The following is a 17,339-nucleotide window of genomic DNA, read 5'->3' on the forward strand; positions in this document are numbered from 1 at the left end:
GTAAGCGTTAGCGCCACCCGGCACATTTCGGTAGTCTTCTCATGCATTCCGATATCACCCGAATTTTGGCAGACCTGGTAAACCGCACGCTACCGCTGGGCCAGATTCATTTCTCAGCGCAGTCTGAACAGCATTCCCGAACATCTCCCTGCCTCGTCATTACCCTTGATGCCCCCTGTGAGGCGATATTTTCATCCTTTGGACATTTAACGCATCCATCGTCTAACGCCCTGAGCATACATTTCGGTAAGCAGCTGCTGACTATCGAGTTACAGCATGACAATACGCTTGTGCAGCAGCTCCAGGTTGCCCGCCGCGGTCCGCGAACTGGTGCTTTTCTTCTGCAGACGCTAACCGAATTACAGATGCAGCCGGATGAGCAAGAGACCGCGATACTGGTGGTATTAAGCTTGCTCAGCCACTGCCGGGATCTGCTTGGCAGCGATATCCACACCGCCAGCCGCAGCCGCGCCCTGTTTGAGGCCATTCGCCGCTTCATTGAAGAACATCACGCTTCGGCGTTAACCCGTGAATCCGTCGCGCAGGCGTTCTACGTCTCGCCGAACTACCTTTCCCACCTCTTTCAGAAGATTGGCAACGTGGGGTTCAACGAATATCTGACCCAAACGCGACTCGAGCACGCGCGCCAGCTGCTCAAAGGCTACGATCTTAAAATCAAAGATATCGCCGCACGCTGTGGGTTTACAGACAGCAATTACTTCTGCCGTCTCTTTCGCAAGCACACCGAACGCTCTCCTTCCGAATATCGTCGCCAGTATCACAGCGAGCTGACCGCCAAAAAATAGCATTGTGATCGCTCTCGCACTTCGCTAAGGACATTACATTTGTCCAGTATTTGGCAAAATTGGCCTGTATCCGCCCTGCTCGCCCGCGCCTTATCCTTTGTTCAACCTTTCTGACTTAAGGAAAAATAATGGAACTATATCTGGATACCGCCAACGTGGCGGAAGTTGAACGTCTGGCCCGCATCTTCCCTATTGCGGGCGTTACCACCAACCCGAGCATCATTGCCGCCAGCCGTGAATCCATCTGGGACGTGCTCCCGCGCCTGCAAAAAGCCACTGGACCGGAAGGCACGCTGTTTGCTCAAACCATGAGCCGCGATGCTGAAGGCATGGTAGCGGAGGCAAAACGTTTGAGTAACGCCGTCCCCGGCATCGTGGTGAAAATCCCGGTGACGGCTCAGGGGCTCATCGCGATTAAAGCATTGAAAAAAGAGGGTATAACCACGCTGGGGACCGCCGTTTATAGCGCGGCACAAGGTTTGCTTGCCGCGCTGGCAGGCGCGAAATATGTCGCGCCGTATGTGAACCGCGTTGACGCTCAGGGCGGTGATGGCATTCGCATGGTCCAGGAGCTGCAGTCCCTGCTGGAACTGCACGCACCGGAAAGCAAAGTGCTGGCCGCCAGCTTCAAAACGCCGCGGCAGGCGCTGGACTGCCTGCTGGCGGGATGCGAGGCAATCACGCTTCCCTTAGACGTAGCGCAACAAATGCTCGGCACGCCAGCGGTAGAGTCAGCCATAGAGAAGTTCGAGCAGGACTGGAAAAACGCGTTTGGTAACCTCAACCTCTAAGGGAGAACTGTTATGGACCGTATCATTCAATCGCCGGGAAAATACATCCAGGGCGCTGATGTGCTTACCCGTCTCGGCGACTATCTGAAACCCCTGGCCAATCGCTGGCTGGTTGTCGGCGATAAATTTGTTCTGGGTTTTGCCGAAGAGACCCTGCGCCAGAGTTTTAAAAAAGCCGAACTGCATGCCGAAATCGCGCCGTTTGGTGGCGAATGTTCACAAAATGAAATCGATCGTTTGAAAAAGCTGGCCGACAGCGCCGACTGTCTGGCGGTGCTGGGCATTGGCGGCGGTAAAACGCTGGATACCGCCAAAGCGCTGGCCCATTTTATGGACGTTCCCGTGGCTATTGCCCCGACGATTGCCTCCACCGATGCGCCGTGCAGCGCCCTTTCCGTTATTTACTCCGACAGCGGCGAGTTCGACCGCTATCTGATGCTGCCGCACAACCCGAACATGGTTATCGTCGACACCAAAGTAGTAGCGGGGGCGCCGGCACGTCTGCTGGCCGCCGGGATTGGCGATGCGCTGGCGACCTGGTTCGAAGCACGCGCCTGCTCGCGCAGCGGCGCGACCACCATGGCTGGCGGCAAATGTACGCAGGCTGCACTCGCGCTGGCCGAGCTGTGCTACAACACGCTGATTGAAGAAGGTGAAAAGGCCATGCTTGCAGCGGAACAGCATGTGGTTACGCCGGCGCTGGAACGCATTATCGAAGCCAACACCTATCTCAGCGGCGTGGGCTTTGAAAGCGGCGGACTGGCCGCAGCGCACGCTATTCATAACGGTATGACGGCGGTACCGGACGCGCACCACTACTATCACGGTGAAAAAGTGGCGTTTGGCACGCTGACGCAGCTGGTGCTGGAAAACGCGCCGGTAGATGAAATAGAGACCGTCGCGGCGCTTTGTCACAGCGTTGGGCTGCCGATCACGCTGGCGCAGCTGAACATCAAAGAGGATATTCCGGCCAAAATGCGTCTGATCGCGGAAGCCTCCTGTGCCGAAGGGGAAACTATCCACAACATGCCCGGCGGCGTAACGCCGGATCAGGTGTATGCGGCGCTGCTGGTGGCCGACCAGTATGGACAGCGGTTCCTGCAGGAGTGGGAGTAAATAGCGTGAATAAAAATCCCCGCATCAGCGGGGATTTTTTTGCCCGTACGCCGGGTAAGCGTCAGCGCTACCCGGCACAGGGGTTACTGCAGGTCAAACCGGTCCAGATCCATCACCTTCGCCCATGCTGCAACGAAGTCGCGAACAAACTTCTCATGCGCATCATCACTGGCATAAACCTCTGCCAGCGCGCGCAGAACGGCGTTAGAACCGAAGACCAGATCGGCGCGGGTGGCGGTGTATTTCACTTCACCGCTGGCGCGATCGCTTCCGGCAAACAGTTCATTAGATTCGTCGGTCGCCTTCCACTGGGTGTTCATGTCCAGCAGGTTCACGAAGAAATCGTTGCTCAGCACGCCCTCGCGGTCGGTGAACACGCCATTCTTGCTGCCATCAAAGTTGGCACCCAGCACGCGCAGGCCACCGATCAGCACCGTCAGCTCAGGCGCGGTCAGCGTCAGCTGCTGGGCTTTATCAATCAGCAGTGACTCTGTCGTGGACACATCCACCTGCGCACGGTAGTTGCGGAAGCCGTCGGCAATCGGTTCGAGCAGGTTAAACATCTCGATATCCGTCTGATCCTGACGCGCATCGACGCGGCCCGGGGTGAACGGAACGTTGACGTAAACGCCTGCCGCTTTCGCCGCCTGCCCAACGCCCACCACGCCCGCCAGCACGATGATATCCGCCAGAGAGGCTTTGTTGGTGGTGCGCTGGATAGCTTCCAGAGCCGGCAACGCGCGAACCGCTGCGGCGTTCACATCCCAGTCGCGCTGAGGGGCCAGCGCCAGACGCGCGCCGTTGGCGCCACCGCGCTTGTCGCCGCCGCGGAAGGTTGAAGCTGACGCCCAGGCAACGGAAATCAGTTCGCTCACGGAGAGGCCAGAGGCAGCGATTTCCGCCTTCAGGCTTTCAATGTCTTCTTTCGACGGATTGAACACCGCCTGCGGCAGCGGGTCCTGCCAGATCAGATCTTCTTTCGGCACTTCCGGGCCAAGGTAACGCGATTTTGGCCCCATATCGCGGTGGGTCAGCTTGTACCACGCGCGCGCGAAGGCTTCGTTGAAGGCCTGCGGATCGTTCAGGAAACGGCGGGAAATTTTCTCGAATTCCGGGTCAAAACGCAGCGTCAGGTCGGTGACCAGCATGGTAGGTTTGCGTTTTTTCGACGGGTCGAACGGGTCAGGCATGATTTCCGGCGCATCCACGGCTTCAAACTGAATCGCTCCCGCCGGGCTGCGGGTCTGCACCCATTCGTATTTGAACAGGTTCTCGAAGAAGTAGTTGCTCCACTGGGTCGGGGTTTGCGACCAGATGACTTCCAGACCGGAGGTAATGGCATCTGCGCCAACGCCCGTGCCGTGCGTGCTGGCCCAGCCCAGGCCCTGCGCTTCAATCGGCGAGGCTTCCGGGTCGGTGCCGACGTGCGTGGCTTCACCCGCGCCGTGGGTTTTGCCGAGGGTGTGGCCGCCCGCGATCAGCGCAACGGTCTCTTCGTCGTTCATCCCCATGTTGCCGAAGGTCGCGCGAATTGCCGCCGCAGCAGACAGAGGTTCACCGCTGGCGTTTGGCCCTTCCGGGTTAACGTAGATCAGGCCCATTTCGGTGGCGGCCAGAGGACGCTTGGCCAGCGCTTCCGGGTCACGGTGGGTCAGCCAGGCTTTTTCATCACCCCAGTTCACGTCCAGGTCTGGTTCCCAGACGTCTTCACGCCCGGCACCAAAACCAAACGTACGGAAGCCGGAGTTCTCCAGCGCCACGTTACCCGCGAGGATAAACAGGTCGGCCCAGGAAATTTTTTGTCCGTATTTTTGCTTGATGGGCCACAGCAGACGGCGCGCCTTATCCAGGCTCACGTTATCCGGCCAGGAGTTCAGCGGCGCAAAGCGCTGTTGACCGCGTCCGGCACCGCCGCGTCCGTCAACGGAGCGATAGGTACCCGCGCCGTGCCAGGCCATACGGATAAACAGGCCCGCATAGCTGCCCCAGTCGGCAGGCCACCACGGTTGAGAGTCGGTTAAAAGGGCTTTAAGGTCGCCTTTAAGGGCGGAGTAATCAAGTTTGCTGAATTCTTTGCGGTAGTCGAAGTCTTCACCCAGCGGGTTCGAACGATTGGAATGTTGATTAAGAAGATCGATGCGGAGTTGTTTTGGCCACCAGTCGCGGCTGCCTGTACCTGCCCCCGCGCTGTGATCGACGCCGCCCTGGTGGAACGGGCATTTGCCGACCGATGCCGCTTTATTGGTCTCGTCTGACGTGCTCATCGCTATGCTCCCTTTTACAGTGTTACCGTTACGATATACACCACTAGCAATAAGTTATAGTTGAATTAATCCACAGATTCGATAGCTAATACCTTTTAACTATTCGCGTGACAAAAAAGCCCTCGTAAAACGAGGGCTTTGTGCTTATTACGCTGGACGAACGCCCAGCGTATGGCAAATGGCGTAGCTCATCTCCGCGCGGTTCAGCGTATAGAAGTGGAAATCTTTCACCCCTTCACGGCTTAAAATTTTCACCATGTCCATCGCGATATTGGCCCCCACCAGCTTGCGGGTTTCTGGATCATCGTCCAGCCCTTCGTACATTTTGGACATCCACAGCGGAATGCGAACATTGGTCATATCAGCAAACTTCTTCGCCTGTTTGAAGTTAGAGACCGGCAGAATACCCGGAATAATTTCAACGTCGATGCCCGCGGAGACGCAGCGGTCACGGAAACGCAGGTAGCTTTCCACATCAAAGAAGAACTGGGTAATGGCGCGGTTCGCGCCGGCGTCCACTTTACGCTTCAGGTTAAGCAGATCGGCCTGGGCGCTTTTCGCTTCCGGATGCACCTCAGGATAAGCGGCAACGGAGATATCAAAGTCAGCCACGTCTTTCAGCAGCGCGACCAGATCGGCGGCATACATGTCCGGCTTACCGCTGCCCGGCGGCAGGTCACCGCGCAGTGCGACGATATGACGAATGCCGTTATTCCAGTAATCCTGGGCGATGGCCCGTAACTCGTCGCGGGTCGCGTCGATACAGGTGAGATGCGGCGCCGCTTCCAGACCGGTACGATCTTTGATGCCTTTAATGATGCTGTGCGTACGGTCACGCTCGCCAGAGTTAGCACCATAAGTCACGGAAACGAACTTCGGCTTCAGGCTGCTAAGACGATCGATAGAGCTCCACAGGGTTTGCTCCATTTCACTGGTGCGCGGCGGGAAAAATTCAAAAGAGACGTTAATCTGGCCGTTTACTTCGGCCAGGCTCTGATTCAGTGCTTCCCGCTGGTTGGCGTGAAAAAAGCTCATACCTTACCTCTATCAATCGCATGTCGTTATTTGTTGTGTTGTGAACTTCTATACGTTTAGACGTCCAGATGTAAAAATGACGGAAAAGCGGAGGGACGTCAACATAAATAATCAACAATAACGGTGAGGTTTGCTCAGGGAATATGAGGGAAATTCAGGATGAGGGTGAGTGCGGTCTGAGCCCTGACCCTAACCCTCTCCCACAGGGAGAGGGAAATTCATGCTTTACAGTAGCTTAGCCAGACGGTTGATGTCGGACTGAATGGCTCCAGCGGTGACATCGCGTCCCGCGCCCGGACCACGGATCACCAGCGGGTTATCGCGATACCAGCGGCTTTCGATGGCGAAGACGTTATCGCACGGCAGCAGCGCCGCCAGCGGATGTTCAGGACGCACCGCCTCGACGCCGACTCGCGCTTTTCCGTTGGCCTCGAAACGCGCCACGTAGCGCAGCACCAGCCCCATCTCGTTCGCCGCCTCCAGACGCTGTACCATCTGCTCGTTAAGCTCTTCACCATTTTCAAAGAAATGATCCACAGAACCTTCTTCACAGCCGGCAGGCACCAGCGATTCGACGCGTACGGCATCCGGTTCGATATCGTAACCGGCCTCACGCGCCAGGATCACCAGCTTACGCATCACGTCTTTACCGGAAAGGTCAACGCGCGGATCGGGCTCGGTTAAGCCCTGCTGCCACGCCTGATCCACCAGGTCGGTGAAGGGTACGGTGCCGTCAAACTGCAGGAACAGCCAGGAGAGCGTGCCGGAGAAGATACCGCTCAGCGCCAGAATGCTGTCGCCGCTTTCAATCAGGTCACGCACGGTGTGGTTAACCGGCAGGCCAGCCCCAACGGTGGCGTTATAAAGCCAGTGGCGCCCCGTTTTTTCAAACGCATCGTGGATCTGGCGGTATTTATCGGTACTGCTCGCCCCCGCCAGCTTGTTCGCACTAATAACGTGGAAACCGTGGCTGGCGAAATCCAGATACTGATCCGCAAGCTGTTCGCTGGCGGTAACGTCCAGCACCACCAGATCGTCATACGGGTGCGCGCGCATCCACAGGAACAGCGACTCTTCATCCTGCTCTACGGCTTCATCATTAAAGAAGGCAAGCGCGCGGCTGGCGTCCAGCCCTTCGTAGTTCAGCAGGCTGCGGCGGCTGTCCACCACGCCCGCAAGAACGAATTCGAATCCGGTACGCGCCGAGAGCGTCACCTGTTCGCGGGCAAACAGCTCCAGCCAGCGGGAACCGATGTTGCCTTTCCCGAACAGCACCAGACCGATGCGCTTTTCCGCGCGGAACAGAGAGGTGTGCAGGCCCTGGATCAGGCTCTCGGTTGGCCCTTTACGCAGAACGGCGACCAGGCTGATGCCCTCCTCCGACTGCCAGGTGAACTCCACCGGCTGGCCTTTCAGCTGCTGCCAGAAGCGGTGGCAGTGCAGCGGGTTACGGGTGACGCCCGCGCCCACCATCGCCACCAGCGCCAGCCCCTGACGCAGGCGAAGCTCGCCCGGCAGGCCAGCTTCATCCAGAATTTTCAGCGCGCTGTCCGCCACTTCAGCGGTGTAGCAGAACTGCAGCAGTTGACGATCGTTATGCACGCCAACGGCCAACGGACGCACCTGGGCGCGTTTAAGGATCGTGTCGATATCTTTATGCGCCAGCTTGAAGTCCTGGCCTGCAGGCACCTGGAACTCAATCAGGCAGATGTCGTCGTGGCTGGTGACAATACGCGCCCCGGTACCGGACGCCAGCACGCGCTCAATGCGCGTGGAGCCTTGATCCGGAGTGTAACTGCAGCGCAGCTGGAGGTCGATATCGCTGCCGGAAACCGGCTGCAGCGTGCGCGCGTGCAGCACTGGCGCGGCCAGACGCGCCAGCTCGCTGGCTTCGTCGAGACGCAGCAGCGGCAGCAGGCAGGCATCTTTTACTTTGCGCGGATCCGCGCTGTACACACCGGCCACGTCGCTCCAGATGGTGACGCGGGAGACGCCCGCCAGCGCGCCAATCTGCGTTGCCGAGTAGTCGGAGCCGTTACGGCCCAGCAGCACGGTTTCGCCCGCGTTGCTGCGGCTGATAAAGCCGGTGACGACAATACGTTTGCCCGGGTGCTGCACCAGCAGCTGTTGCAGCAGCGGGTAGGACAACCCTTCATCCACCTGTGGCTGCGCGGCGCGTTCGGCGCGCAGAAAATCACGCGCGTCGAGCCAGGCCGCTTCCACGCCCAGGTGCTGCAGCACGGCGGCCATCAGGCGCGCGGACCACACTTCACCGTGGCCCACCACTTCGGCATACACCGCGTCGGTAATCCCGCTGTCCAGCAGGGCAGCCAGACGCTCAAGGTCATGCGTGAAGGCGCCGATCAGCCCGTCCGCCACGTCCGCAGGCAGCAGGCCGGCAATCAGCTCGCTCTGGTAGCGGCGTAAGGACTGTTGCACCTGATGCGCAGAAAGGCGATCGGTCTGGCTCAGTTTCAGCCAGCTAATCAACTGGTTGGTGGTGCTGCCCGCCGCCGAGACAACCATCATGTCACCCGGCTGTGAATATTCCGTCATGATGCCTGCAACGCGCAGGTAACATTTCACATCAGCAAGACTACTACCACCAAACTTGTGCAGCTGACGACCCTTCGCCCCTGCCTGCGCTATCACACTCATGATTACCCCTTGGCTGCGACCCGGAAGCCATTTTCCAGATCGGCAATTAAATCTTCAGAATCTTCAATGCCGGTTGAGATACGCAGCAGCGTCTCGGAAATTCCGGCGGCGGCACGAGCTTCCGGTGCCATACCTGCGTGCGTCATGGTCGCGGCGTGGGAGATCAAGCTTTCAACCCCACCTAAGGATTCCGCCAGCGTAAACAATGACAACCCGCTCAGGAAGCGACGCAGCGTTTGCTCGTCACCGTCCAGTTCAAAACTTAACATCGCGCCAAACCCTTTCTGCTGACGCGCGGCAATCTCGTGCCCCTGATTTTCCGGCAGCGACGGGTGATAGAGCTTCTTCACCAGCGGCTGGGTTTTCAGGAAATCGACAATCGCCTGGGCATTGCGCTGCGCCACGTCCATGCGCGGCGACAGCGTGCGGATGCCGCGCAACAGCAGATAGCTGTCGAAGGCCCCCGCGGTGACGCCAATATTATTGGCCCACCATGCCAGTTCGGTGACAACGTCGGGATCTTTAGCAATCACCACGCCCGCCACCACATCAGAATGGCCGTTCAGATATTTAGTGCATGAATGCAATACCAGATCGGCACCCAGTGCGAGCGGGTTCTGAAGGGCCGGACTGAGGAACGTATTATCCACTACACTTATCGCTCCCGCATCCCTTGCGAGCTGACAAATTTTCGCAATATCGACAACGCGCAACAATGGATTGCTTGGACTTTCCACCAGAACCAGCTTCGGTCTCTCTGCCAGGGCCTGTTTCAGCGCTTGTTCGTCGTTTTGATCGACAAACAGCACGCGATAGCAGCCGCGTTTCGCCAGGCTGTCAAACAGGCGATAGCTGCCGCCGTAGCAGTCGTGCGGCGCAACCAGCAGATCGCCCGGTTTCAGGAACACCGTGGTCACCAGATGAATGGCGGACATCCCCGTATTGGTTAATACTGCACCTGCGCCACCTTCCAGCTCGGCCAGCGCGCGCTGGGTCACGTCACGCGTAGGGTTGCCACGACGCGAATAATCATGCGCGCGGGGTTCATTAAATCCGGTGAAGTTATAGGTACTGGAAAGATGAATCGGCGGGACAACGCAGCCGTACTGCTCGTCATCATTTAATCCGCTACGCACTGCAATAGTGGCCTGTTTACGCGTCATGGTGAGGGCTTCCTGGCGAATGAGGTGAAAAGTCAGGCACCAGAGTAAACATTGAAAGTATGGACGTCAATACATCTGGACATCTAAACTTCTTTGCGTATAGATTGAGCAATGCGCAAATAGCCGTTAAAATTATATGCTTTAGTGCACGCTGCAGCGGCAATATCCGTGCCACGGTATCGTCTCTACGGTAAACTAGACAAGATTGCGGTTCAAAACGGGTGGTTACAGGTTTTGCACCTTTAAATAAATGACTGAGAGGATTAAAGGTATCTCATGGCTGAATGGAGCGGCGAATATATCAGCCCATACGCTGAGCACGGTAAGAAGAGTGAGCAAGTAAAGAAAATTACGGTTTCCATTCCTCTGAAGGTGTTGAAGATCCTCACCGATGAACGTACGCGTCGTCAGGTGAACAACCTGCGCCACGCGACCAACAGCGAACTGCTGTGCGAAGCGTTTCTGCATGCGTTTACCGGTCAACCGTTGCCGAACGATGAAGATCTGCGCAAAGAGCGCAGTGATGAAATCCCGGAAGAGGCGAAGGTGATCATGCGTGAACTGGGTATTGACCCGGATACGTGGGAATACTGAGAAGCGGATACAAAAAAGGCACCTTGCGGTGCCTTTTTTTCGGGAAACTTATTTAGCGCCCGGGATGCTGAAACGCTTGTTGAAGCGGTCAACACGACCACCGGTTGCAACGTCACGCTGCTTACCAGTGTAGAACGGGTGGCATTTGCCGCACACGTCCAGGTTCAGATCGTGACCCACGGTAGAGCGGATCTGGATAGAGTTACCGCAAGAACAGTTTGCAGTAATCATTTCGTATTTCGGGTGAATATCTTTTTTCATGGGAGAACCTCAGTTAAGGCCGCGTCGCTCTTCCAGCCCTAACGCCAGACACCACGCGATGTTGATTGTAAGTTCTTTGGCGTAAAGTACACCAAAGGCGGCGAATCATACAGAATTTGACCAACGTATGCAAACTGATCCGCACGCCGCTTTTACTAATGTGTATACTAACGCGCCACTTTTCAAGTCAGGAAGATTCGATGCCCGTCGCTCACGTTGCCCTGCCCGTTCCGCTTCCCCGCACCTTTGACTACCTGCTGCCCGACAGCATGAGCGCCAAAGCGGGCTGCCGCGTGACCGTGCCGTTTGGCAAACAGCAGCGCGTGGGGATCGTCGTCTCCGTCAGCGATAAAAGCGAATTGCCGCTTAACGAGCTGAAGTCGGTCGTTGAGGTGCTGGACAGCGAGCCGGTTTACTCTACCAGCACCTGGCGACTGCTGCTGTGGGCGGCGGATTATTATCATCACCCGATTGGCGACGTGCTGTTCCACGCCCTGCCAATTATGCTGCGTCAGGGCAAGAGCGCCAGCCATGCGCCGATGTGGTACTGGTTTGCCACCGAGCAGGGCCAGGCGGTGGATATCAACAGCCTGAAGCGATCGCAGAAACAGCAGCAGGCGCTGGCGGCGCTGCGTCAGGGAAAAATCTGGCGACATCAGGTCGACGAGCTTGAGGTCAGCGAAACGGCGCTACAGGCCTTAAGAAAGAAAGGGCTGAGCGAACTGGCCAGCGAAGCCCCCGCTCTTTACGACTGGCGGGAGAGTTTCTCCGTTTCAGGGGATCGCCTGCGTCTGAATACCGAGCAGGCCACCGCCGTGGGCGCGATTCATAGCGCCTCCGATCATTTCTCTGCCTGGCTGCTGGCGGGGGTCACCGGTTCCGGCAAGACCGAAGTCTACCTGAGCGTGCTGGAAAACGTGCTCGCGCAGGGCAAACAGGCGCTGGTGATGGTGCCGGAAATTGGCCTGACGCCGCAAACCATCGCCCGATTCCGCGAGCGCTTTAACGCGCCGGTTGAGGTGCTGCACTCCGGCCTGAACGACAGCGAACGCCTCAGCGCCTGGCTGAAAGCGAAAAACGGCGAAGCGGCGATTGTGATCGGCACCCGCTCGTCGCTGTTTACGCCGTTTAAAAATCTTGGCGTTATCGTGATCGACGAAGAGCACGACAGCTCCTATAAACAGCAGGAAGGCTGGCGCTATCACGCCCGCGACCTGGCGGTTTATCGCGCGCACAGTGAGCAAATTCCCATTATTCTCGGCTCCGCCACGCCGGCGCTCGAAACGCTGCACAACGTGCGCCAGCGTAAATACCATATGCTGCGCCTGACGCGTCGGGCGGGGAATGCCCGTCCGGCCATTCAGCACGTGCTGGATCTGAAAGGCCAGCAGGTTCAGGCCGGGCTTGCGCCGGCATTGATTACCCGCATGCGCCAGCACTTGCAGGCGGGGAACCAGGTCATTCTGTTTCTCAACCGCCGCGGATTTGCCCCCGCACTGCTGTGCCACGACTGCGGCTGGATTGCCGAGTGTCCGCGCTGCGACCACTACTACACCTTCCATCAGGCCCAGCGGCATTTGCGCTGCCACCACTGCGACAGCCAGCGCCCGGTGCCGCGCCAGTGCCCGTCATGTGGCTCAACGCATATCGTGCCGGTCGGTCTGGGGACGGAACAGCTGGAACAGGCGCTTAGCCCCTTCTTCCCGGACGTGCCGATTTCTCGTATCGACCGGGACACCACCAGCCGCAAGGGCGCGCTGGAACAGCAGCTGGCGGAAGTGCATCGCGGCGGCGCACGTATCCTGATTGGCACCCAGATGCTGGCCAAAGGCCACCACTTCCCGGACGTGACGCTGGTCGCCCTGCTGGACGTGGACGGCGCGCTGTTTTCGGCAGATTTCCGCTCAGCCGAGCGCTTCGCCCAGCTTTATACCCAGGTGGCAGGGCGTGCCGGTCGCGCCGGTAAACAGGGCGAAGTGGTGCTGCAAACGCACCACCCTGAGCATCCGCTGCTGCAAACCCTGCTGCATAAAGGCTATGACGCCTTTGCCGAACAGGCGCTGGCCGAACGCCAGACCATGCAGCTGCCGCCGTGGACCAGCCACGTCATCATCCGCGCGGAAGATCACAACAACCAGCAGGCGCCGCTTTTCCTGCAGCAGCTGAGAAATCTCCTGCAGGCCAGCCCGCTGGTGGATAATCAGCTGTGGATCCTGGGCCCGGTGCCGGCACTCGCACCAAAGCGCGGCGGGCGTTTTCGCTGGCAAATCTTACTTCAGCACCCCTCGCGCGTTCGTCTTCAGCACATCGTCAGCGGCACGCTGGCGCTCATCAACACGCTGCCGGAAGCGCGAAAAGTGAAGTGGGTACTGGACGTCGACCCCATCGAAGGCTGAAGACGGATCGAAAAATTTAACGCTCCTCACACTTTTTATGAAAATTCTGTAACCGATTCCATTAACTATCTGTAAAAATGGTGATGTCAGAAGTTCGGTGTTCAGGCGAGGAGAAGACGTTGAAGTCCAGGAAAGAGGTTGCACCGGCGACCATGAAAGACGTTGCCCAGAAAGCACAAGTCTCTACGGCAACCGTGTCCCGCGCATTAATGAACCCGGATAAAGTCTCCCAGGCGACCCGTAACCGGGTAGAGCAGGCTGCGCTTGAAGTGGGCTATTTCCCACAGGCGATGGGGCGTAACGTCAAACGCAATGAGTCGCGCACCATTCTGGTGATTGTGCCGGACATCTGTGACCCCTTCTTCAGCGAGATTATCCGCGGTATTGAAGTCACCGCAGCGGAACAGGGTTACCTGGTGCTGATTGGCGACTGTGCTCATCAGAACCAGCAGGAAAAAACCTTCATCGATCTCATTATCACCAAGCAGATCGACGGCATGCTGCTGCTTGGCTCTCGCCTGCCGTTTGATGCCAGCATTGAAGAGCAGCGTAATTTACCGCCGATGGTGATGGCCAACGAGTTTGCGCCGGAGCTGGAGCTGCCGACGGTCCACATTGATAACCTCACCGCCGCGTTCAACGCCGTAAACTATCTCCAGGAACTGGGGCACAAGCGCATTGGCTGTATTGCCGGGCCGGAAGAGATGCCGCTGTGTCACTATCGCTTACAGGGCTACGTTCAGGCGCTGCGCCGTACCGGCGTCACCGTCGATCCGCACTACATTGCGCGCGGTGACTTCACCTTCGCCGCGGGTGGACAAGCGCTGGAGAAACTTCTGGACCTGCCTGAACCACCAACCGCCGTATTTTGTCACAGCGACGTGATGGCGCTGGGCGCATTATCGTACGCCAAACGCCGCGGCCTGCGGATACCGAAAGATTTATCGATCATCGGATTCGACAATATTTCGCTTTCAGAATTTTGCGATCCGCCGCTCTCAACGGTCGCTCAGCCGCGCTACCAAATCGGCCGCGAAGCGATGCTTCTTCTGCTGGATCAGCTTCACGGTCAAACAGTTAGCAGCGGCTCGCGGTTGCTGGACTGTGAATTGATTGTCCGCGGCACGACCCAGGCATTGACTTAAAGTAAACGTCTTTCGGATACCCTTATCTGGTCAAAGCCCCGCCGCTTAAGTAACATGGCGGACTGACGAACGAATAAATACAGCGAAACGATAGTGGCACAACGAGATTATGTACGTCGCGGCCAGCCGGCACCTTCGCGACGCAAAAAGAGTAGCTCAAGGAAAAAGCAACGTAACCTGCCTGCTGTCTCGCCAGCAATGGTCGCTATTGCTGCGGCTGTAGTCGTCGCCTTTATTGGTGGCCTGTACTTTATCACGCACCATAAAAAAGAAGAGTCTGAGGCGCTTCAGGCCAGTAAAGTTGCCGGAAACGGCCTTCCTCCGAAGCCTGAAGAGCGCTGGCGCTATATCAAAGAGCTGGAAAGCCGTCAGCCTGGGGTGCGTGCGCCAACCGAACCTTCTGCGGGTGGTGAAGTGCAGAATGCGAATCAGCTGACGGATGAACAGCGTCAGCTGCTGGCCCAAATGCAGGCCGATATGCGCCAGCAGCCTACGCAGCTGAACGAAGTACCGTGGAATGAGCAGACGCCGGCACAGCGCCAGCAAACGCTGCAGCGACGTCAGGCGCAACAGCAGATCCAGCAGCAGCAACAGCAGCAGTGGGCGCAAACCCAGCCGGTGCAGCAGCCGAAAGCACAGCCGCGGGTAACGGAACAGCCATATCAACAGCAGACGCGTACGGCGCAGTCTCAGCCTGTCCAGCAGCAGCCGAAAACGCAGCCGCAGAAACAGGCGGCTCAGCCGTATGAGGATCTGCTCCAGACGCCAGCGCATACCACCGCGCAGCAGCCGAAAACGCAGCAGGCAGCGCCGGTGACCAAAGAGACCGAAGCGCCGAAGCAGACGGCAGAGAAAAAAGACGAGCGCCGCTGGATGGTACAGTGCGGTTCGTTCAAAGGCGCAGAGCAGGCGGAAACGGTGCGCGCGCAGCTGGCCTTTGAAGGGTTTGATTCGCGTATTACCACCAATAACGGCTGGAATCGCGTGGTGATTGGGCCGGTCAAAGGCAAAGAAAATGCCGATGGCACCATTTCGCGGTTGAAAATCGCCGGCCACACAAACTGCATTCGACTCGCTTCCGGGGGTTGAAACCCCCAAAATCCCCCCCATCTATCATTTAATTCAGCCCTGAGCACAGGCTCAGGGCTTCTGTTTCCCGATTCTGTAACCAGGGGGTCTGCTCGTGACAACAATAGTAAGTGTACGCCGTAACGGCCATGTGGTAATCGCCGGTGATGGCCAGGCCACGCTGGGTAATACCGTCATGAAAGGCAACGTGAAGAAAGTGCGCCGTCTCTACAACGACAAAGTGATCGCCGGTTTTGCTGGCGGCACGGCGGACGCCTTCACGCTGTTTGAACTGTTTGAACGCAAACTGGAAATGCACCAGGGTCATCTGGTGAAAGCTGCCGTTGAGCTGGCGAAAGACTGGCGTACCGACCGCATGCTGCGCAAGCTCGAAGCGCTGCTGGCCGTGGCCGATGAAACCGCCTCGCTGATCATCACCGGTAACGGTGACGTCATTCAGCCGGAAAATGACCTGATTGCCATCGGCTCCGGCGGCCCTTATGCCCAGGCTGCAGCCCGCGCGCTGTTGGAGAATACCGACATGAACGCGCGTGATATCGCGGTGAAGGCGTTGGATATTGCAGGCGATATCTGCATTTATACCAACCACAACCACACCATCGAAGAATTGACCTCCAAAGCGTAAGGATCTCCCATGTCTGAAATGACCCCACGCGAAATTGTCAGCGAACTGAACAAACACATTATCGGCCAGGATAACGCCAAGCGTTCCGTGGCTATTGCTCTGCGTAACCGCTGGCGTCGGATGCAGCTTGACGAAGAGCTGCGCCACGAAGTGACGCCAAAAAACATCCTGATGATCGGCCCGACCGGCGTCGGTAAAACCGAAATCGCCCGTCGTCTGGCGAAGCTGGCGAACGCGCCGTTCATCAAAGTTGAAGCCACCAAGTTCACCGAAGTGGGCTATGTGGGTAAAGAAGTGGACTCCATCATCCGCGATCTGACCGATTCGGCGATCAAGATGGTGCGCGTCCAGGCGATCGAGAAAAACCGCTATCGCGCGGAAGAGATGGCCGAGGAGCGCATTCTCGACGTGCTGATCCCACCTGCAAAAAACAACTGGGGCCAGGCAGAGCAGCAGGCGGAACCGTCCGCTGCGCGTCAGGCATTCCGCAAGAAGCTGCGTGAAGGCCAGCTGGACGACAAAGAGATTGAGATCGATCTCGCTGCCGCGCCAATGGGTGTGGAAATCATGGCGCCTCCGGGCATGGAAGAGATGACCAGCCAGCTGCAGTCCATGTTCCAGAACCTGGGCGGCCAGAAGCAGAAAGCGCGTAAGCTGAAAATTAAAGACGCGATGAAGTTGCTGATTGAAGAAGAAGCGGCGAAGCTGGTAAACCCGGAAGAGCTGAAGCAGGACGCTATCGACGCGGTTGAGCAGCACGGTATCGTGTTTATCGACGAAATCGACAAAATTTGTAAGCGCGGCGGCAACAGCTCCGGCCCGGACGTGTCCCGCGAAGGCGTTCAGCGCGACCTGCTGCCGCTGGTTGAAGGCTGCACCGTCTCCACCAAGCACGGCATGGTGAAAACGGACCACATCCTGTTTATCGCTTCAGGGGCGTTCCAGGTTGCCAGCCCGTCGGATCTGATCCCGGAACTGCAGGGCCGTCTGCCTATCCGCGTTGAGCTGCAGGCGCTGACGACCGAAGATTTCGAACGTATCCTGACCGAGCCAAACGCCTCTGCTACCGTACAGTACAAAGCGCTGATGGCGACCGAAGGCGTGAACCTCGAGTTCACCGAAGACGGTATCAAGCGTATTGCCCAGGCCGCATGGCAGGTCAACGAAACCACCGAGAACATCGGTGCGCGTCGCCTGCATACCGTGCTGGAACGCCTGGTTGAAGATATCTCTTACGACGCGAGCGACCTTAACGGTCAAACCGTTACCATTGACGCAGAATATGTGAGTAAACATCTGGATGCGTTAGTGGCAGATGAAGATCTGAGCCGTTTTATCCTATAATCGCGGTTACTGGATTCTCATCACGTTTAATGGGGGCTAATGCCCCCATTTT

14 protein-coding genes are annotated in these 17,339 nt (G+C 57.7%); 9 read left to right on the plus strand and 5 right to left on the minus strand.

Going from position 1 to position 17,339, the window contains the following annotated elements; genetic code table 11:
* Window positions 1-41 precede the first annotated feature (41 nt).
* The 3 genes from ACOTZC_RS21380 to gldA all read left to right on the plus strand — a co-directional run bounded on the left by ACOTZC_RS21380 (window position 42) and on the right by gldA (window position 2,713).
* The gene (locus ACOTZC_RS21380) at window positions 42-806 is read left to right on the plus strand and encodes a helix-turn-helix transcriptional regulator (protein ID WP_045404254.1); all 765 of its coding nucleotides are present in this window, start codon (window positions 42-44) and stop codon (window positions 804-806) included.
* A 128-nt stretch (window positions 807-934) separates the two neighbouring features.
* On the plus strand, window positions 935-1,597 hold the full coding sequence (gene fsa, locus ACOTZC_RS21385) for a fructose-6-phosphate aldolase (protein ID WP_023309673.1): 663 nt from the start codon (window positions 935-937) through the stop codon (window positions 1,595-1,597).
* Between the two features lie 12 nt (window positions 1,598-1,609).
* Complete coding sequence (gldA, locus tag ACOTZC_RS21390) at window positions 1,610-2,713, plus strand: bifunctional L-1,2-propanediol dehydrogenase/glycerol dehydrogenase (protein ID WP_059446024.1); 1,104 nt, start codon at window positions 1,610-1,612, stop codon at window positions 2,711-2,713.
* A gap of 83 nt (window positions 2,714-2,796) precedes the next feature.
* Here gldA and katG read toward each other — a convergent pair whose 3' ends face one another.
* From katG to metB, 4 genes are all read right to left on the minus strand, one after another.
* Window positions 2,797-4,977, minus strand: a complete 2,181-nt coding sequence (gene katG, locus ACOTZC_RS21395; RefSeq protein WP_421636017.1) for a catalase/peroxidase HPI — start codon at window positions 4,975-4,977, stop codon at window positions 2,797-2,799.
* A 147-nt stretch (window positions 4,978-5,124) separates the two neighbouring features.
* Window positions 5,125-6,012, minus strand: a complete 888-nt coding sequence (gene metF / locus ACOTZC_RS21400; protein WP_023309676.1) for a methylenetetrahydrofolate reductase — start codon at window positions 6,010-6,012, stop codon at window positions 5,125-5,127.
* Between the two features lie 225 nt (window positions 6,013-6,237).
* A complete protein-coding gene (locus ACOTZC_RS21405; protein ID WP_023309681.1) occupies window positions 6,238-8,670 on the minus strand; it encodes a bifunctional aspartate kinase/homoserine dehydrogenase II in 2,433 nt (810 codons plus the stop codon).
* A 2-nt stretch (window positions 8,671-8,672) separates the two neighbouring features.
* Complete coding sequence (metB, locus tag ACOTZC_RS21410; RefSeq protein ID WP_126304437.1) at window positions 8,673-9,833, minus strand: cystathionine gamma-synthase; 1,161 nt, start codon at window positions 9,831-9,833, stop codon at window positions 8,673-8,675.
* A gap of 276 nt (window positions 9,834-10,109) precedes the next feature.
* Between metB and metJ the strand changes: the two genes are divergently transcribed.
* Entirely contained in the window at window positions 10,110-10,427 is a 318-nt protein-coding gene (metJ, locus tag ACOTZC_RS21415; RefSeq protein WP_007369220.1) for a met regulon transcriptional regulator MetJ, read from the plus strand.
* Between the two features lie 48 nt (window positions 10,428-10,475).
* Here the strand turns inward: metJ and rpmE are convergent, their stop codons facing one another.
* Window positions 10,476-10,688, minus strand: coding sequence for a 50S ribosomal protein L31 (gene rpmE, locus ACOTZC_RS21420; RefSeq protein WP_003862040.1), 213 nt, complete (start codon window positions 10,686-10,688; stop codon window positions 10,476-10,478).
* 200 nt (window positions 10,689-10,888) lie between these two features.
* On the opposite strand from rpmE, the gene priA reads away from it, so the two are divergent.
* The 5 genes from priA to hslU all read left to right on the plus strand — a co-directional run bounded on the left by priA (window position 10,889) and on the right by hslU (window position 17,287).
* Complete coding sequence (gene priA / locus ACOTZC_RS21425; protein ID WP_248169871.1) at window positions 10,889-13,084, plus strand: primosomal protein N'; 2,196 nt, start codon at window positions 10,889-10,891, stop codon at window positions 13,082-13,084.
* Between the two features lie 119 nt (window positions 13,085-13,203).
* A complete protein-coding gene (gene cytR, locus ACOTZC_RS21430; protein ID WP_023309683.1) occupies window positions 13,204-14,229 on the plus strand; it encodes a DNA-binding transcriptional regulator CytR in 1,026 nt (341 codons plus the stop codon).
* A gap of 93 nt (window positions 14,230-14,322) precedes the next feature.
* Complete coding sequence (gene ftsN, locus ACOTZC_RS21435) at window positions 14,323-15,318, plus strand: cell division protein FtsN (RefSeq protein WP_421636018.1); 996 nt, start codon at window positions 14,323-14,325, stop codon at window positions 15,316-15,318.
* A gap of 94 nt (window positions 15,319-15,412) precedes the next feature.
* Window positions 15,413-15,943 (plus strand): ATP-dependent protease subunit HslV, encoded by a 531-nt coding sequence (gene hslV / locus ACOTZC_RS21440; RefSeq protein ID WP_008501802.1) that lies wholly within the window; start codon window positions 15,413-15,415, stop codon window positions 15,941-15,943.
* Between the two features lie 9 nt (window positions 15,944-15,952).
* On the plus strand, window positions 15,953-17,287 hold the full coding sequence (gene hslU, locus ACOTZC_RS21445) for an HslU--HslV peptidase ATPase subunit (protein ID WP_023309685.1): 1,335 nt from the start codon (window positions 15,953-15,955) through the stop codon (window positions 17,285-17,287).
* The last annotated feature ends 52 nt before the right edge of the window (window positions 17,288-17,339 follow it).

It is taken from the genome of Enterobacter cloacae complex sp. SHL009, assembly GCF_049237205.1.
GTDB lineage: Bacteria > Pseudomonadota > Gammaproteobacteria > Enterobacterales > Enterobacteriaceae > Enterobacter > Enterobacter cloacae_M.

Excerpts from the sequence above, each read along its gene's own strand:
- ACOTZC_RS21380 (WP_045404254.1), top strand. The coding sequence starts at position 42 with ATGCATTCCGATATCACCCGAATTTTGGCAGACCTGGTAAACCGCACG.
- fsa (WP_023309673.1), top strand. The coding sequence starts at position 935 with ATGGAACTATATCTGGATACCGCCAACGTGGCGGAAGTTGAACGTCTG.
- gldA (WP_059446024.1), top strand. The coding sequence starts at position 1,610 with ATGGACCGTATCATTCAATCGCCGGGAAAATACATCCAGGGCGCTGAT.
- katG (WP_421636017.1), bottom strand. The coding sequence starts at position 4,977 with ATGAGCACGTCAGACGAGACCAATAAAGCGGCATCGGTCGGCAAATGC.
- metF (WP_023309676.1), bottom strand. The coding sequence starts at position 6,012 with ATGAGCTTTTTTCACGCCAACCAGCGGGAAGCACTGAATCAGAGCCTG.
- ACOTZC_RS21405 (WP_023309681.1), bottom strand. The coding sequence starts at position 8,670 with ATGAGTGTGATAGCGCAGGCAGGGGCGAAGGGTCGTCAGCTGCACAAG.
- metB (WP_126304437.1), bottom strand. The coding sequence starts at position 9,833 with ATGACGCGTAAACAGGCCACTATTGCAGTGCGTAGCGGATTAAATGAT.
- metJ (WP_007369220.1), top strand. The coding sequence starts at position 10,110 with ATGGCTGAATGGAGCGGCGAATATATCAGCCCATACGCTGAGCACGGT.
- rpmE (WP_003862040.1), bottom strand. The coding sequence starts at position 10,688 with ATGAAAAAAGATATTCACCCGAAATACGAAATGATTACTGCAAACTGT.
- priA (WP_248169871.1), top strand. The coding sequence starts at position 10,889 with ATGCCCGTCGCTCACGTTGCCCTGCCCGTTCCGCTTCCCCGCACCTTT.
- hslU (WP_023309685.1), top strand. The coding sequence starts at position 15,953 with ATGTCTGAAATGACCCCACGCGAAATTGTCAGCGAACTGAACAAACAC.